We start from the raw sequence: 14873 nt of genomic DNA on the forward strand, positions 1-14873 counted from the left end.
GTCGGCTCAGGTCGTGCGGGCCCCGGGCAGGTCCATGATCCGCGGCATCCGCGCGAGCTGGCGCCCCTGCGCCACGAGCCGGTCGGCGGAGTCCCACACCTCGCAGTCCTCCTCGAACATCCCGCCCGCCATGTTGCGGGTGCGGTGCGAGACCCGGAGCCAGCCGGGGGCCGGCTTGGCTCGGACGTGGGCGGTCAGCTCGAGGGTTGGCGCCCAGCCGGGCATGCCGAGGTCGAAGGTCACCGGGGGCAGGGCATCGAGGACCATCAGCAGCTGGACGGGGTCGGGGTCGCGCTCCCCGTTCAGGCGGAACCATGCCTGCATCACCCCGTTGCCGCTGGGCCGCCCGATGGCCCACCCGGCGCACGCCGGGTCGAAGCGCATGTCGAAGCGACCCATCACCGGCGCGAGCTCGAGCACCTCGGGCGGCGCCATGGAGCCGGGCACGCACTCCTCGAGCGGCGGCATCGTCGGCGGGGTCGCGGTGGTCCGGACGTCGTCTGCGTCACGGTCGAGGTCGCCGTACGTCGCAAGCACGGTGATGCGTATCTCGCCGTCCTGCACCAGGTCGGCCGCGAGGGTGGCGACGCTGCCGCCCTCGCGCAGCACGCGCGTCGACACGGTGGCGGGCCCGGGCACGGTGGCCGAGAGGTAGTAGGCGCTGACCGCGAGGGGGTCCGGCTTGCCGGGCGCGGCCTGACTGAGGGCATTGCCGATGGTGGCCAGGAGATAGCCGCCGTTCACTCCCCCGCCGACGACCCAGCCGGCGGACAGGTCTGCGGCGAAGACGCCGTCTCCGGTCGGCGTGACTGCGATGTGGTCGTCCCACTCGATGTTCGACATGCGGGGAGCCTAGGAGGCAGCAGCGACGAAGGCGGCCTCGAGGGTCTCGATCTCGGCGTGGAAGGCGGCCAGGATGCGCTCCGGGTCAGCAATGACGGCCGTGTCGGTCTTGAAGCCGATGCGGACGGTGCCGGCATAGGTGATGATGCACGTCCCGAGCGCCTGCTGACCCGAACCCGGGACCCAGCCCAGGAGCCCCGAAATCCGGGTGCCGGCGAGGTAGCGCGGCTCCCGCGGGCCCGGGACGTTGGTGGTCACGCCGGCGACCTTGCCGGCGAAGAAGGTGACCAGGGGCCGGTTGAGCCGGTTGCCCAGCCACCCGATCGCCTGGATCAGGGTGAAGGTGATCGCAGGCTCCGGGGAGGCCTTGATGACGTCCATCCGGCGCTTGGTCTCGGCCAGCCGGGCGAGGGGTGCGCCGGGGCCGGAGGGCAGGCTCAGCAGGACGAGTGCGAACCGGTTGCCCAGCTCGCGCGGGAGCGGCACGTTGAGGGGGCGGAGATTGACCGGGATCATCGTCGCCAGGTCGACCGCACGCCCGCCGTGCTCGACCTGGTAGCGGGCGAGCGCGCCGGCGAGGGCTGAGACGAGAACGTCGTTGACCGTCGCGTCGGCGTGGGCCGCGATGTCCTTGACCCGCTGCAGCTGCATCGGCTCCGACCACACCGCCCGCTTCTCCGGACCGGCGACGCCGGAGACAGGGCTCTCGGGGTTGCGGGTGAAGAGCAGCTTCTTCAGCACCCCGACCCCGCTGAACCCCAGCCGCACCCCCGTCCGGAAGCCGGCCCGGACCCGAGCCGGACGGAGGAGCTGCGGCACCTCGGGCGCGACCCGGCGTGCCGCCTGGACCACCTCGGAGAGCAGGTGGTGACGGCCGTCGGGATGGAAGGAGCCGTCGCGATCGCCCTCCGGGGACAGGTCCGTGAGGGAGAACAGCACCTGCGTCAACGCGATCCCGTCGGCCAGTGCGTGGTGGAGTCGCACATAGATCGCCGAGCCCTCGGCGAGGCCTTCGATGAGGTGGATGTCCCACAGCGGACGGTCCCGCGGCAGGGGCGTGGCGAGGAACCTCCCGACATAGTCCTGCAGGGCGGCGTCATCACCCGGCGCGGGCAGCCGCACCTCTCGGATGTGCTGGCTCAGGTCGAGCTGGCCCACGTCGCGCCAGCGGGGGCGACCCCACTTCCCGCGACCGGGGAGGGGACGACGGGAGAAGACCGGGAAGAGCTCCAGGAGTCGCGTGCGGATCACGTGCTCGAGCCGCGTCCGGTCGACCGGCCCGTCGAGGAACATCAGGCTCTCGATGACCATCAGGTTCTGCGGACCGTCCATGTTCAGCCAGACGGCGTCGACGGGGTTGACGCGATGGTCTCTCACCCGCCGAGCCTGTCATGGGGGCCCAAGCCGCGGACGCTGGCCCGGGAGACCAGTAAGGTCGCGGCGTGGAATCGCCGGACGCCGTACGCTCCGTGCTCGAGCAGACCATCGACATCGCCGCGCCCGTCCACGATGTGTGGGAGCTCGTCAGCGACGTACGCCGCATGCCCGACTGGAGCCCGCAGGTGACCTCGACCCGGCTGCGGAGCGGCTTCGAGACGTGCGCGCTCGGCGCCCAGTTCACCAACCGCAACGTGCACGGCGAGCTGGAGTGGACCACGCACGCCGAGATCGTCCGGTTCGAGCCCGAGCACGAGCTCGCCTTCCGGGTGGAGGAGAACTGGGCCGTCTGGTCCTTCCGCCTCGATCCGACCGACGACGGCACCCGCCTGACCCAGCGCCGGGAGGTGCCGGACGGGATCTCCGACCTCTCTCATGAACTCACCGACGGCTTCATGGGGGGCCAGGACGCCTTCTCCGAATCGTTGCTCGCCGGCATGGGCGAGACGCTCGCCCGGATCAAGACCGCAGCGGAGGCCTGACATGGACGACCAGAGCAACGGCACCGACGGGCAGCCGGGCCGCGACCGGGTCGGGCTGATCGGTGGCGTGGCGGAGCTCCCTGCGCACGTCTTCAGCGTGATCGCACGAGCCTTCACCCACTGACCTCGACAGCCGTCGACCGTCAGTCGATGAGCTCGTCGAGGTTGGGGTCGAGCGGGACCGGGGTCAGCGGCGGCACCGGAGCAGGACCAGGCGTCGGCTCAGGGGTGGGGGTCGTGCTTCGCGGTGCCCCTGACGCGCGATGGCGGCGCGCGGCTGGAGGCCTCGATGGCGGACGTCGAGGCACCCTCTGACAGATGACGTGGCCTAGCCCGCTCTGTGGTGAAACGGCCCGGCGGTCCAGCCGTCCCCTACGTTGCGCACGTGACCCACTCTCCCGCACGTTCCGTCCTCGTCTCCCTCTCCGTCGCCGCCATCGCCGCCACCACCCTCGTCTGCTCCGCCAGCGCCGCACAGGCCGCTCCGAAGCGTGTCATCACCGCTTGTTTCAACACGGACACCGGTTCGATCAGGGTCGTCGACAACGCCCAGTCGTGCCGTGGCTCCGAGGACCGCATTCGATGGGTCCGTGGGGGCGACTCCGGCCAGGGCAGCAACCAGGGTCCGCGCGGGGCGCAGGGCGAGAAGGGCGACGCCGGAGCTCCGGGTGCCGCTGGCGCCGCGGGTGTCACCGGCGCCACGGGTGCCAAGGGTGCCGACGGTGTGAAGGGCGCAACGGGTGCCAGCGGACCTGCGGGCCCCGGCGGCGCTGATCGTGCGACCGGCGACTCGGGTGCGACCGGGGCGACCGGGGGCATCGGCCCGATGGGCCTGAGCGGACCCGCCGGCCCGGCGGGCGCGGACGGCGCAACCGGTCCTGCTGGCGCAACTGGGGCCGACGGCCTGACCGGAGGCAGCGGAGCTCCCGGACCTCAGGGCGCTGCCGGCGCGGTCGGCTCACAGGGACCGATCGGTACGCAAGGCCCTGCGGGACCGCAGGGAATCCCCGGCCCCGCGGGAGCGACCGGTGCGAGCTCGTTCGCGGTGACCTACCGTCCGGGCCCCGTCGTCATCGGCACGAATGCTTACACGACGATCACGGGTGTCAGTTGCGCAGCGAGCGAGACAGCCATCGGCATGGCCCATCACGCCGCCCCCTCCGTCAACAACCCCGACTTCGAGAACGTGCTGGTGTCGGGCGACTATCCCAGCGACGCCGTCGGAGCCGTCGACCTCGTAGACGCGAAGTACTGGACCATCAACGTCTTTCTGCAGACAGCGACGCAGTTCGAGACCTACACGATCTGCGCCTCGTAGACCCAGTGTTGCATGGACGTCAGCAGGTGCTGACCTCCACGCACCGGCGGCGTACGGCGTTCGGCGAGCGCGGTCACCGGCGCCACGGCTCACCGGTTGCGCCGGGGGTCGCAGGCCCGTACGAACTCCCGCAGCAACAGGTCGACCTTGACCGGGTCCCGCGCCAATGGGATGTACTCCCCTCCGTCGTTGAGGACCAGGTCACCCCCGGTCAGGTCGGCCACGACCCGGCTCCGCTCGTACGGCGATACAGCGATCGGAGGCAGGTCACGCAGCACCTCCGTAGTTGGCTCTAGTTCCTCGGACGCGTCGCGGACGAGGCCGACGCGAGAGGCGAGCTCAGGGGTGTGAGGGGGGCGGAGGGTCCGTGCCTCCGCAGCACGTTGTCCAGACAACGCGTTGCGCACTCGTCCCGGTGGGAGCACACTCGAAAGCTTCAGTAAACCCCACACCAGGAGGGCACCATGCCCGAGTTCATGGACGTACACACCACCATGCAAGGAGTGACACCAGAGGGGCTGGCGGAGGCCCACGACGCAGACCTCGCCATCCAGGACGAGGAGGGCGTCAACTTCAAGCAGGCTTGGGCGGACCCCGAGAGCGGGATGGTCTTCTGTCTCTCAGAGGCGCCGGACGCCGGGGCCGTACAACGGATCCACGAGCGCGCGGGTCACCCGGCGGACCAGATCTACGAGGTGCCGGTGCAGATCTAGCGCCGCCTCAGACGTCGAAGCGGAACTCCTGGACATCACGACTCGTCAGCCCTTCCGGCGGATGCCTCGGCGAACGGTCACGTTCCCGGCCTTGTCAGTGGCCCTCACGACCCAGGCGACCACGCCGCCAGGCCTGGACCTAGGCAAGGCCGGCTGGCTCAGCTGCGTCACCCGTTGGGCCATGGCTTCGGCCTTGGGAGCCACGAGGTAGCCCTTGAGCCCGGCGTCGTCGATGACGGAGACCTTGGCCGCGCCGTACGCCTTGACCTTCTCGGCCACCGCGTCGGCCTTGTCCGCCGAGCCGAAGAACACCGCGGAGGGCTCGCCGAGACGACCTGCGATGTCAGCAGCTCGTAGGTCGGCTTCTTGACCTCACCGTCGGTGTGGTCGATGACAACCAGAACTTCAGACATGTCCGGGTCTCTCTTAGATGAACTTCTTGGAGGCGAGGAAACCGGCCAGCGCGACCGCGCCCGAGCCGTCCTCGTCGGTGACGATCTCGCCGGCAGTGCGCGGCGGGCGGGGCGTGGTGTCCGCGACCTGGGTCCAGGCCACCGACAGACCGACCCGGTCGGCGTCGATGCCGAGGTCGGCCAGGGAGTAGGTCTCGAGCAGCTCCTTCTTGGCCGCCGTGATCGTCGACCACGTGGACGGCCCTGTCGGCGCCCATCTGCAGGGCCTTGCTGACCGCGTCGACGGCCTTCTCCGGATCGACGCACAGCGCGGTGACCGTGATCTCCTCGTCGGTGCGCTTCTCGCGGAGCTGCAACGCCTGCTCGACGGCGTATTCGTCGAGCTCGGACAGCAAGCCGTCCACGCCGACGCGATCGACGGTGTAGTCCGACTCGAACTGCCGATCGCCAGTGGCGTCAGGCACGTACTTCACACAGACGACAATGTTCATGATGCGTGGCCTCGCGGCCCCTCCTCTGATCGTGATTCCCGACGAGCCCGCGGATCGTGCGCTTCCGGGGATGTGCGCTATGAAGCTCGCGGACGGCATCCCGCACAAACGTTCAGACGGCGGTGCAACTCAGGAACGTTCGGTTGACTCGAACTCCATGCCGGGTCAAGTCGCCATACCGTCTGGAGAAGACGTCGAGCTCAGACTCAGGCAGGAGATCATCAGCTACAGGCTCAGTCGATCTGACATCGGAGGGCTTCGCCTCGCAGGGCCCGCCCAAGCTCCTCGCTGGACAGCCGCTGCAGCGCGCCGAACGAATCCTGGTCATAGTAGGCGACGTGAGGAGTAAGTAGCACTGAGTCGAGTCCACGCAGCCGATGATCCATCGGTAAAGGTTCCGGCTCCGTAACGTCGAGTGCCGCTCCAGCGAGCGTGCCGTGGATCAGCGCGTCAGCCAGCGCGTCGTGGTCGACAAGGGCGCCGCGCGCCGTGTTGACCAAGACCGCTCCGGGCTGCAGGTCCGCGAGAAATTCTGCGTTGACGAGATGTCTGGTCTGTGCGGTGGCAGGCGTGTGAAGCGAGATCACATGGGCTCGAGCCTGCAACTCCTGAAGAGTCACCCGCTCGATACCCGACTCGGTGAAGACTCTGTCCGCCACCATGGGATCTACAGCGATCACCTCGACACCGAAGGGCGTTAGACGGCGGTGCACGGCTCGCGCGATACGACCGAACCCGATGAGGCCGATCACCGTCGAACGCAAACCACGCACGGGACCGACATCACCAGGGGTGCCCCAGCCGTTACCATCGATCACCCCGTGGTACTGCTGGAGCTTCCTGCTGAGACTCAGCACGCACGCGACTGCGTGGTCCGCTACGGTCTCGGCTCCGTAGTCGGGAACGTTGGCAACTTTGATGCCGAGCTGACGTGCGGCACTGAGATCGATGTTGTCTACCCCGACTCCCACTCGCACAACGACTCCACCCGGAGCCAAGGCTTCAAGGGCCTCTCGTGTGATGGCTGTGTGCCCGACCATGATCACGGCAGCTCCGGCAACCGCGGCGGCCACAGCTTCGGGTGTCCCGTTTACTCCGGTGCATTCGGCGACCAGAAGGTCCGCGCCGTGCTTGCGTGCAACGGCTTGCTCTAGCCGTAGGTCTTCGAAGCCGTGGTCAGTCACCACGACCAATCGCCTGTCCACCTCAACACCCAGCATGTTCGCCCCATGGCGGGTACGGATGAAGCATTGCTATCCCCATATATTGACCTCGTCGAGGCGCCGCGTTACAGCCTCGGGAAGCCGCCCTGAAAGTGGGCGCGCGACCTCGAACGGGTCCAGCGGCTGAGATACCCGCAGAGAAGCCACCACCATTACCTTCCCGTCCAAAGTTGACGTCGTGCCATCGAGGGTCGAAAGGCCACCTGATGGTGGCTCCGCCATCTGCGTCACCCGACTCCCGACTTGGCCGCGAGCACTTGACGGGATCATTGCGCTCCATACGATTTCCCCCGGCCGTCAGACGCCAGGGGGGCGAAGACGGGCGCGTTGTTTGCGCAACTCGTCCACCGTGCTCACGCCAATCAGCTGCATAGAGTTGATGAACTCTGCCCGCATGATCTCGAGGACACGGTCGACACCCTTCTCGCCCCCTGCCATCAGGCCGTACAGGTACGCACGCCCGATCATGACACCTTGAGCACCCAGGCCGACGGCGGCCGCTATGTCCGAGCCGGAACGCACACCCCCGTCCATGTACACCTCGGCACGATCTCCGACCGTCTCTAGCACCGACTCCAGCTGTTCCAGCGGAGTGGGCGACCTATCAAGTTGGCGCCCACCGTGGTTTGAGATGACGACCGCGTCGGCACCCGCCGCTACCGCGCGCGCTGCGTCGTCTGGCAGTTGCACGCCCTTGATCACAAGCTTTCCGTCCCATTGCGTGCGGAGCCAGTCGATATCGGCGAAGCTGGCCGTCGGGTCAAAGACGATGTTCGAGAGCTCGGCGACGGTACCGTTGAAGTGCTTGAGCGATGCGAACTCGAGCGGCTCAGTAAACAGAAAATTGAACCACCAGTGCGGATGGCGGGCGCCGTCGAAAAATGTCCGCATCGTCAGCTGCGGTGGGATCGTCATGCCGTTGCGCTGGTCGCGCAGGCGCGGACCTCCTACCGGGGTGTCCACTGTCAGCATGAGGGTGTCGCATCCAGTGGCCTTGGCTCGCTGCACGAAGTCAGCGGAAGCAGCCCGGTCGCGCCATAGGTAGAGCTGGAACCATCGCCGGACGTTCGGGACCTCCTCCGCGAGCCTCTCCGGCGGCGTGGTGCCCATGGTGGAGAGCACGTACGGTAGGCCTGCACGCTCAGCCGCGCGGGCCACAGCTGGCTCCCCCAGGTAGTGCATCATCCGAGTAAAACCAGTCGGACCAAGCACAAGCGGGAGCTCCGCACGCCGACCGACAATGTCGGTGCTTGGGTCGACGACGGACACGTCCCGCAGAACGCTGGGCAAGAACTCGACCCGTGAGAAGGCCGTACGCGCCCGTGCCATTGAGAGTTCCTCGCCGGCGCCCCCGTCGGTGTAGTCAAACACCGCCCGAGGGGTGCGCGCCCGAGCGGCCAACCGCAGGTCCTCCACGGTCACAGCCCGCGCCAACCGCCGTGTAGTTGGGGAGATCTCGAACTTCTTCATTGTCAGGAGCGGACTCAAATCGCGCCACCGTGGTATGCGTCGCTTCACCACTGCATCCTGCATGCAGGATGCCGTAGAGTCAACACTTTCCGTCCATTGCATGCAGCATGCGGCCTTTGCTAGAATCGTGATACCAGACTTCGGAGGTACCGTGACTGCCCATAACCCGGACGCATCGCCGTATTTGCACCTGAGTCAGTCGCCCATCCCGAGGCCGCCATCGCTGACCGATCTTGCCTACGCCCGGATTCGCGACGCATTGTTGCTCGGCGAACTCGCGCCGGGCGATGTCTTGAGTGTCGTGAAACTCGCCAACGCTCTAGATATGAGCCGTAGCCCGGTGCGTGCTGCTGCCGAGCGGATCGCCGCCGAGGGGCTCCTAGTTCAGCGAGGCAGCAACCTCCTCGTGCGGCAGATGCGGCGTCAAGACCTGCTCGATGCACTGCAGGTACGCGGTCCCCTGGAGTCACTCGCTACCACACTCGCAACCCCGCTGCTCGACGCGGGTGTCCTGCAGCGCTTGGAGGATATTCACGAGGGGTTCGCTCGTGCGGTCAGCGCGGACAACACCACGGTCGCACGCCGCGCAGATCTGGAATTCCATCAAACCGTCCAGGAACGCAGTCAAAACCCGGTACTGATCGAACACCTCGAACGACTCCAAGCCCAAGTCATCCTCGCCACCTACTCCGCAGCTTGGGGGGCAAGCCAACATCAAGCGGTCGAAGAACACCGAGCAATCCTGGACTGCTTGAATGCCAAGGACTCCTCGGCGGCCGGGCTCGCTGCCCTGCACCACGTGGAGGCGGCTCGAAGTCGAGTCACCACTGAGTGGCCCGAAAGCACACCCTCCGGCGACTGAATCTCATTGTCGTGGCTCGACGGCCGAGTGGCCGCCCCCCCATCAATGAGCGGTCCAGCCAAGGTCGGGCGTCAACGTCCCCCCAGTCAGAGCTAGGCCTGATGGTCCGAGTGCAAGTTCAACGCACTCAGCGACCGCGTCGACGGGCACCATCTCCGGGATTAGGTGGGTACCAGCAACGAAGTCTCGGACCGCCTCCGCGTAGTCGAGTTGGCAGAGCCGACGGATGTCGTCAACCCTGCGCTGTGTCATGGGCGACTCCACGTAGCCGGGACAAACCGCAACAGCCCCGATCCGGTCCGCGGCCCCGTCGGCCGCCAGCACCTTCACCAGTCCCAGGACGCCGTGCTTCGCCGAGACGTACGCGGCCTTTCGCGGCCCGGCCACGTGTGAGTGGGCCGACGCTATAGCGACGAACCGTCCTTGCTGACTAGCGGCGAGGTGGGGCCACGCGTACTTGGCGAGTAGGAACGGACTGGTGAGCATCACTGCAAGCAAACGGTCCCAATCGTCTTCTGGGAACTTGTCCACTGGCGCCAGGACTTGCATACCCGCGGAGGGAATAACTGCGTCCAAACCTCCAAGGGACTCCACTGCCGCATCTACTGCGATGCGGTTGCCTTCGCGCTCAGACAGGTCCGCTACTACGCCGTCAAACCCGGCCACCAGGACGCGGTCGGCAGTGAAGACCCGATGACTCTGTTCGGCTAGACGCCGGGCAATGCGTCCGCCAATGCCGCCGGCGGCTCCTGTCAGCAGAATCCTCACAATGAGACGCAGCGGTGGGTCATCGATCCAAGACCGGAAATTTCCGTGCGCACAACTTCACCTGCCGTGAGGTAGCGCGCGGGCGTCCGGCCCATCCCGACCCCGGCTGGCGTGCCAGTAAAAATGAGGTCTCCCGGGTGGAGCGTGCAGATCGCCGAGAGCCGTTCTACCAAGAGTGGTAGCGAGTTGATCATCTGACCAGCGATGCCGTCCTGCACGAGCTCACCGTCCACCCAACATTGCAGACGCAGCGAAGAGAGGTCTCCTACCTCGTCCAGCGTGACCAAGGCGGGCCCGGTCGGGCCGTAGCCAGGGAAGCTCTTTCCCATGGAAAACTGGGGGGCAGGACCAATCATCTGCACGGCGCGGTCAGAGAAGTCCTGCCCTACCGTCACTCCTGCCACATAGGACAGCGCGTCCTCGGCTTTGACCTGGCTCGCCTCCGTGCCGATGACCGCCACCAATTCGACCTCCCAGTCGACCGACTCGCCACTCAGCACCAGCTCACCTTCCGGTCCTGTTAAGGCGCTGGCGAACTTGGTGAAAACGGGCGGCAACGTCTCTGGCACCGCGAAGCCGGCCTCAAGGGCGTGCTCACTGTAATTGAGACCAATAGCAAAAACCTGTCGTGGCGCCGGAACGGGCGGCCCGAGCGCCTGCACGTCGAAGGGCGTCGCCGACGATGTGTCAGCGTCCTCGCCCCACGCGGCGAACGCCTTCCAGTCGGCGAACAGAGACTGCGGGTCTGGGCCGAACTTCCCATCGCTGACCTGGGCGATGTCAATCGCCCCGTTGTCAGTCTGCAGATGGGCGCGTCCGGCAAGGTTTATCAGTCGCATTTAATTAAGTCAACCTTTCAATATTGGGCCGCAGGACAGAATGCGGGCGGCCGGCCGGTGCCGCCTGCGGGCGCGTTGGGCACAGTCGGCGTCAGCACGGGCACTGATGTCGCTATACGTCGATGAACACAGGCCCGCGGGCGATCACTCGGTTGATTACCTCTTCGATCTCCTCGAAGTCGGGGTCGTAACCCAACGACTCCTGCCCGGGGTACTTCAGCCGTCGGTTGATCTCGTCATCCAGGAAGTACGCCCCGGCAATGACGTGGCTGACGAGTTCGAATTGAGCACCCTCGAGGGCCCTCACCGCACCGAGCGGGTCTTCAGGGACGAGCACGGGCAGATCGGCTAGGGCCGCGACAAGAGGCCCAGCTAGGTCGGGGCGAGCCTGGAGGGCCCGCGGAAGGAGTCGGTCGATGACACCGGCCTCCACCGCCGATGGCATGTCGAGTTCTGGCGCCGCAGGGATGAGAGCGTCGGCGACCCACTGGAGCTGGTCAGCCACGTCAGCCAGAGCTAGGACGGGATCCGTGGACGCTAGGGGAAGGTCACTGTCTGCTGGGCCGGGAGGCGAAGCTACGGCCTCCACGTTGACCCAACTTAGTTGGGGAGCCACTTCGACCTCGTTCGCCGGGTCTGAGATGTTGTCTGGACCATCTGGCATATGCGTCTTCCAATCTAGGTGAAGGCTTAATCAGGCCGAGGCGTTGCTGAGCCGCTGGGAGCGCGCACTTGCGATTGCGTGCTCGGCGTTCCGCAGGGCCAGCGCGGCAACGGTCCCGGTGGGGTTCACCGCGCCCGAGGTGGGCATGACACTGCCGTCCATGACGAACAGATTGGCCACGTCATGTGTGCGTCCGAATCCGTCAACGACGGAACTCGCGGGGTCCTTTCCCATGCGCGCCGTCCCGAGGAGGTGCCAACCCGTCTCTCGGACGATCGGTGCGATGATCGTGTCGTAGGCGCCGGCCTCCTTCATGGACTCGATCGCCTTCGTGTAATTGAACTCCATCAGTCGGTTGGTGTTCTCCGAAGCTCGGTAGTTCAACTTCGGAGCCGGCATGCCATCGGCATCGGTTAGGGACGAGTCCAAGGTGACCGCATTCTCTTCGCTCGGGAGGTCCTCGGCGATGATGGCCCAGTACGCCGAGTGCCCGAAGCGACGCTTGACCTCGCGATGGAAGTCCGGGCCCCAGGCTCCGGAACCGCCCCACGGAAACGACCCAGTGGTGTTCAGGGGGCCGCCAGTGCCCATGAGTTGCCACTTGGCCCCGCGAACGAAGTCGTGTTCGGGACGTGTTTCCGCGAACTCCAAGGAGTACGCCCGTTGCCCGTATGGTCCCTGCCAGCCCTCGAAGAAGTCGTCGAACAACCCGACGACGGTGCTGTACGGGTGCATCATCAGGTTCTTGCCAACCAAGCCTGAACTGTTGGCAAGCCCTTGGGGGTGGGTCGCTGACGCCGAGTTGAGCAGCAAGCGCGGCGTTCCGACCCCATTCGCTGCGACGATGACTGTCCGGGCCGGTTGGAACCGCTCGCTACCCGTGGCACGGTCGATGTACGACACGCCAGTGGCCAGGCCATCGGAACCGGTCTCGATCCTGGTCACGCGTGCGCGCTGAACTAGCTTGACGCCGAGTTGGATGTTTCGCGGCCAGTGAGTGCGGTCCACCGATGCCTTGGCGCCGTCGAAGCAGCCCCACAAACAACTCCCCCGGCGCACGCACGGGGTGAGGTTTCCGTGACGGACCGTCGCGATCGAGTTGACGCCCGGCCACCAGTGCCATCCGAGTCGGTCGTGCGCTGCTGCGAACTTGCGCTCCATCGCTCCGAGGGGAAACGGCGGCAGGGGCGGCTCGTTGCCGTCCGGGTAGGCGGGGTCTCCCGGTGCACCCGAGACCGAAAACTGCTCTTCCACTCGCTGGTAATAAGGCTCCAGATCGGCATACGTCAGAGGCCAGTCGGCTGCCACCCCATCGACGGTGTGAACACGGAAGTCGGATGGCTTGAGGCGATGCCACGCCGCGGCGTAGATCACCGAACTGCCGCCTACCCCGTTCCACATCAGCGGCGCGACGTCGGACTCGGTGTCGTTGATCGGGTAGTCCGACGGAGCATTCCTGCGGTTGGGGTACCACCCGTAGTGCTGGTCCTTGGTGAGCTCGAACTCCGGCTCGGTGCTGCGTACCAGGGTGTAATCGGGATACTCGCCCTGCTCCAGGCAAACCACCGAGAAGCCGGCTTCAGCGAACGACTGCGCAGCGACCGCACCGCTAGGCCCGGCGCCGATGATCACGACGTCCGCCGTATCGATTTTGGGATCGAGAAGGTTCATGAAAGTTCCTGTCCGTGCTGAGTGCCGGGATGTGCAGACGAAATCAGAGGGCGTTCCAGACGACCTTGGGCGTCGTCAGGTGTCCGAGCGACTCCTTGCCACGCTCACGACCGAAACCAGAGGCCTTCACGCCGCCCCACGGCACCGCGATGTCGTACTGGTGGAAGCAATTGACCCAAACGGTCCCTGCTTCGAGCGCATGAGCAAAGCGAGTGGCGGTTCGGCCGTTCTCAGACCAGACTGCGGACGCGAGGCCGTAGGCGCCACCGTTGGCGAGTTCCACGGCGTCGTCGAACGTGGAGAATCTTTCAACAGCCAGGACCGGCCCGAATATCTCCTCGGTGATCACCCGGGAGTCCCTTGGAAGATCTGCCACGATCGTTGGCGCTGCGAAGTAGCCGTCCGTAGGCAGGTCGCCGCTACTCGTGAGCACGCGGCCATCCTCATGCCCGTAACCGACATACTCCTGGACCTTCTGCAACTGCGCGGCCGAGACCACAGGCCCCATCTCGGTCCCGTCGTCGAATGCGCGCCCGACCCGCATCCCGTCCGCCTTTGCGGCCAGCGCCGTCACGACTTCGTCATAGATGTCGTCCTGGACGAGCAACCGGCTACCGGCACTGCAGACTTGGCCCGCATTGAGGTAGATACCTGAGACCGCTGACTCGATTGCTGCTTCGACATCACAGTCCGCAAACAGCACGTTCGGGCTCTTCCCGCCCAGCTCGAGACTGATGGGCTTCAAGAGCGAACCCGCGGTCGCCGCTAGCTTCCTGCCTACCGACGTCGATCCGGTGAACCCGACCGCGTCGATCCCCGGGTGCTCTACCAGTCGCTGACCCGCATCGTGACCGTAGCCCGGCAGTATGCTGACGACGCCTTCTGGAAGATCGGCCTCGGCGACAAGTCTGGCCAGGTACATAGCCGAAAGCGGTGTGACCTCAGCCGGTTTGAGAATGACGGGGGTGCCCGCCGCCATGCCCATCGCGATCCGCCCAGCGGCGTCGAAGATCGGGAAGTTCCACGGAATGATCTGCGTCGTCACACCAACCGGCTCAAGACGTGTGTAGACGTGCATGTCTGGCCCGCCGGAGGGAATGGTGTCGCCGAACAGTTTCGTAGGCCAACCCGAGTAATAGTCGAACGTGTCGATGGCCAGCGGCACGTCCACAGCGCGGCTCATCGCGATGGGCTTGCCGGTATCAAGCGCCTCCAACAACGCGAGCTGTTCGCGGTCGCGATCCAGCAGCGCCGCGATTCTGCGCATAGCCGCCTCGCGGTCCTTCGCATTCAGGCGCCCCCAGCCGTTCTTCACGGCGGCCCGAGCGGCTGTGACCGCCGCGTCGACATCGCTCAAAGCTGCACGCGGCACCGAAGCAACCTCCTCCCCCGTGCTCGGGTCGAACACTGGAAGGGTTGCGCCCTCGATGCTGTCGACGAGTCGCCCGCCTACCAGGAGCTGAAGACCGTCCCCCGCGAGTTCGATCGCTGTTGCACGCAGGTCGGCAGAAGTGCTTGTCTCAGTCATGGTCATCTGTCCTCCGGGTCGAAGGCCGCTTGATCACGGCCTGATGGGTTAGGTACATGGGTGGACGCTGTCGCGACGACGGACCTCGCTCTCGGGACCGTGGAACCACTGCATTCATGCAATTCCGTGGCGTGTCAATCGCACTCAACGG

General features: G+C 66.2%; 17 protein-coding genes and 1 pseudogene. 5 read left to right on the forward strand and 13 right to left on the reverse strand.

Annotated elements, in window-relative coordinates; translation table 11 throughout:
* Positions 1 to 6: 6 nt before the first annotated feature.
* Positions 7 to 843, reverse strand: coding sequence for a thioesterase family protein (locus tag JWN68_RS07300; RefSeq protein ID WP_297736860.1), 837 nt, complete (start codon positions 841 to 843; stop codon positions 7 to 9).
* Positions 844 to 852: 9 nt separating this feature from the next.
* On the reverse strand, positions 853 to 2220 hold the full coding sequence (locus JWN68_RS07305) for a wax ester/triacylglycerol synthase family O-acyltransferase (RefSeq protein ID WP_297736863.1): 1368 nt from the start codon (positions 2218 to 2220) through the stop codon (positions 853 to 855).
* 65 nt (positions 2221 to 2285) lie between these two features.
* Between JWN68_RS07305 and JWN68_RS07310 the strand changes: the two genes are divergently transcribed.
* From JWN68_RS07310 to JWN68_RS07320, 3 genes are all read left to right on the forward strand, one after another.
* Positions 2286 to 2762, forward strand: coding sequence for an SRPBCC family protein (locus JWN68_RS07310; RefSeq protein ID WP_297736866.1), 477 nt, complete (start codon positions 2286 to 2288; stop codon positions 2760 to 2762).
* A 1-nt stretch (position 2763) separates the two neighbouring features.
* Entirely contained in the window at positions 2764 to 2886 is a 123-nt protein-coding gene (locus tag JWN68_RS07315) for a hypothetical protein (RefSeq protein WP_297736869.1), read from the forward strand.
* Between the two features lie 261 nt (positions 2887 to 3147).
* Positions 3148 to 4080 (forward strand): hypothetical protein, encoded by a 933-nt coding sequence (locus JWN68_RS07320; protein WP_297736872.1) that lies wholly within the window; start codon positions 3148 to 3150, stop codon positions 4078 to 4080.
* Positions 4081 to 4169: 89 nt separating this feature from the next.
* On the opposite strand, the gene JWN68_RS07325 is transcribed toward JWN68_RS07320, so the two are convergent.
* Positions 4170 to 4358, reverse strand: coding sequence for a hypothetical protein (locus JWN68_RS07325; RefSeq protein ID WP_297736874.1), 189 nt, complete (start codon positions 4356 to 4358; stop codon positions 4170 to 4172).
* Between the two features lie 186 nt (positions 4359 to 4544).
* On the opposite strand from JWN68_RS07325, the gene JWN68_RS07330 reads away from it, so the two are divergent.
* Positions 4545 to 4793, forward strand: coding sequence for an SCO4226 family nickel-binding protein (locus tag JWN68_RS07330; protein WP_297736876.1), 249 nt, complete (start codon positions 4545 to 4547; stop codon positions 4791 to 4793).
* 45 nt (positions 4794 to 4838) lie between these two features.
* Here the strand turns inward: JWN68_RS07330 and JWN68_RS07335 are convergent, their stop codons facing one another.
* From JWN68_RS07335 to JWN68_RS07355, 5 genes and pseudogenes are all read right to left on the reverse strand, one after another.
* Positions 4839 to 5105 (reverse strand): hypothetical protein, encoded by a 267-nt coding sequence (locus JWN68_RS07335; RefSeq protein WP_297736879.1) that lies wholly within the window; start codon positions 5103 to 5105, stop codon positions 4839 to 4841.
* Positions 5106 to 5219: 114 nt separating this feature from the next.
* On the reverse strand, positions 5220 to 5348 hold the full coding sequence (locus JWN68_RS07340; RefSeq protein ID WP_297736981.1) for a hypothetical protein: 129 nt from the start codon (positions 5346 to 5348) through the stop codon (positions 5220 to 5222).
* Between the two features lie 133 nt (positions 5349 to 5481).
* Positions 5482 to 5796 (reverse strand): annotated as a pseudogene (locus JWN68_RS07345) (hypothetical protein); the annotation flags it as partial.
* Positions 5797 to 5930: 134 nt separating this feature from the next.
* Positions 5931 to 6917, reverse strand: coding sequence for a C-terminal binding protein (locus tag JWN68_RS07350; RefSeq protein ID WP_297736882.1), 987 nt, complete (start codon positions 6915 to 6917; stop codon positions 5931 to 5933).
* Between the two features lie 300 nt (positions 6918 to 7217).
* Positions 7218 to 8390, reverse strand: a complete 1173-nt coding sequence (locus tag JWN68_RS07355) for an alpha-hydroxy acid oxidase (protein ID WP_297736887.1) — start codon at positions 8388 to 8390, stop codon at positions 7218 to 7220.
* 151 nt (positions 8391 to 8541) lie between these two features.
* Here JWN68_RS07355 and JWN68_RS07360 point away from each other — a divergent pair, with 151 nt between their 5' ends.
* Complete coding sequence (locus JWN68_RS07360; RefSeq protein WP_297736890.1) at positions 8542 to 9252, forward strand: GntR family transcriptional regulator; 711 nt, start codon at positions 8542 to 8544, stop codon at positions 9250 to 9252.
* A gap of 42 nt (positions 9253 to 9294) precedes the next feature.
* Here the strand turns inward: JWN68_RS07360 and JWN68_RS07365 are convergent, their stop codons facing one another.
* The 5 genes from JWN68_RS07365 to JWN68_RS07385 all read right to left on the reverse strand — a co-directional run bounded on the left by JWN68_RS07365 (position 9295) and on the right by JWN68_RS07385 (position 14722).
* Positions 9295 to 10020 (reverse strand): SDR family NAD(P)-dependent oxidoreductase, encoded by a 726-nt coding sequence (locus JWN68_RS07365; protein WP_297736894.1) that lies wholly within the window; start codon positions 10018 to 10020, stop codon positions 9295 to 9297.
* Entirely contained in the window at positions 10017 to 10859 is an 843-nt protein-coding gene (locus JWN68_RS07370; RefSeq protein ID WP_297736897.1) for a fumarylacetoacetate hydrolase family protein, read from the reverse strand. The genes JWN68_RS07365 and JWN68_RS07370 overlap by 4 nt, the downstream gene beginning before the upstream one ends.
* A gap of 112 nt (positions 10860 to 10971) precedes the next feature.
* A complete protein-coding gene (locus tag JWN68_RS07375) occupies positions 10972 to 11364 on the reverse strand; it encodes a hypothetical protein (protein ID WP_297736900.1) in 393 nt (130 codons plus the stop codon).
* 189 nt (positions 11365 to 11553) lie between these two features.
* Positions 11554 to 13194 carry a GMC family oxidoreductase gene (locus JWN68_RS07380; protein ID WP_297736904.1) on the reverse strand — a complete coding sequence of 547 codons (1641 nt, stop codon included), beginning with the start codon at positions 13192 to 13194 and terminating at the stop codon, positions 11554 to 11556.
* A 43-nt stretch (positions 13195 to 13237) separates the two neighbouring features.
* Complete coding sequence (locus JWN68_RS07385; RefSeq protein ID WP_297736907.1) at positions 13238 to 14722, reverse strand: aldehyde dehydrogenase family protein; 1485 nt, start codon at positions 14720 to 14722, stop codon at positions 13238 to 13240.
* Positions 14723 to 14873: the final 151 nt, after the last annotated feature.

It is taken from the genome of Nocardioides sp. (assembly GCF_025964975.1).
Lineage (GTDB): Bacteria > Actinomycetota > Actinomycetes > Propionibacteriales > Nocardioidaceae > Nocardioides.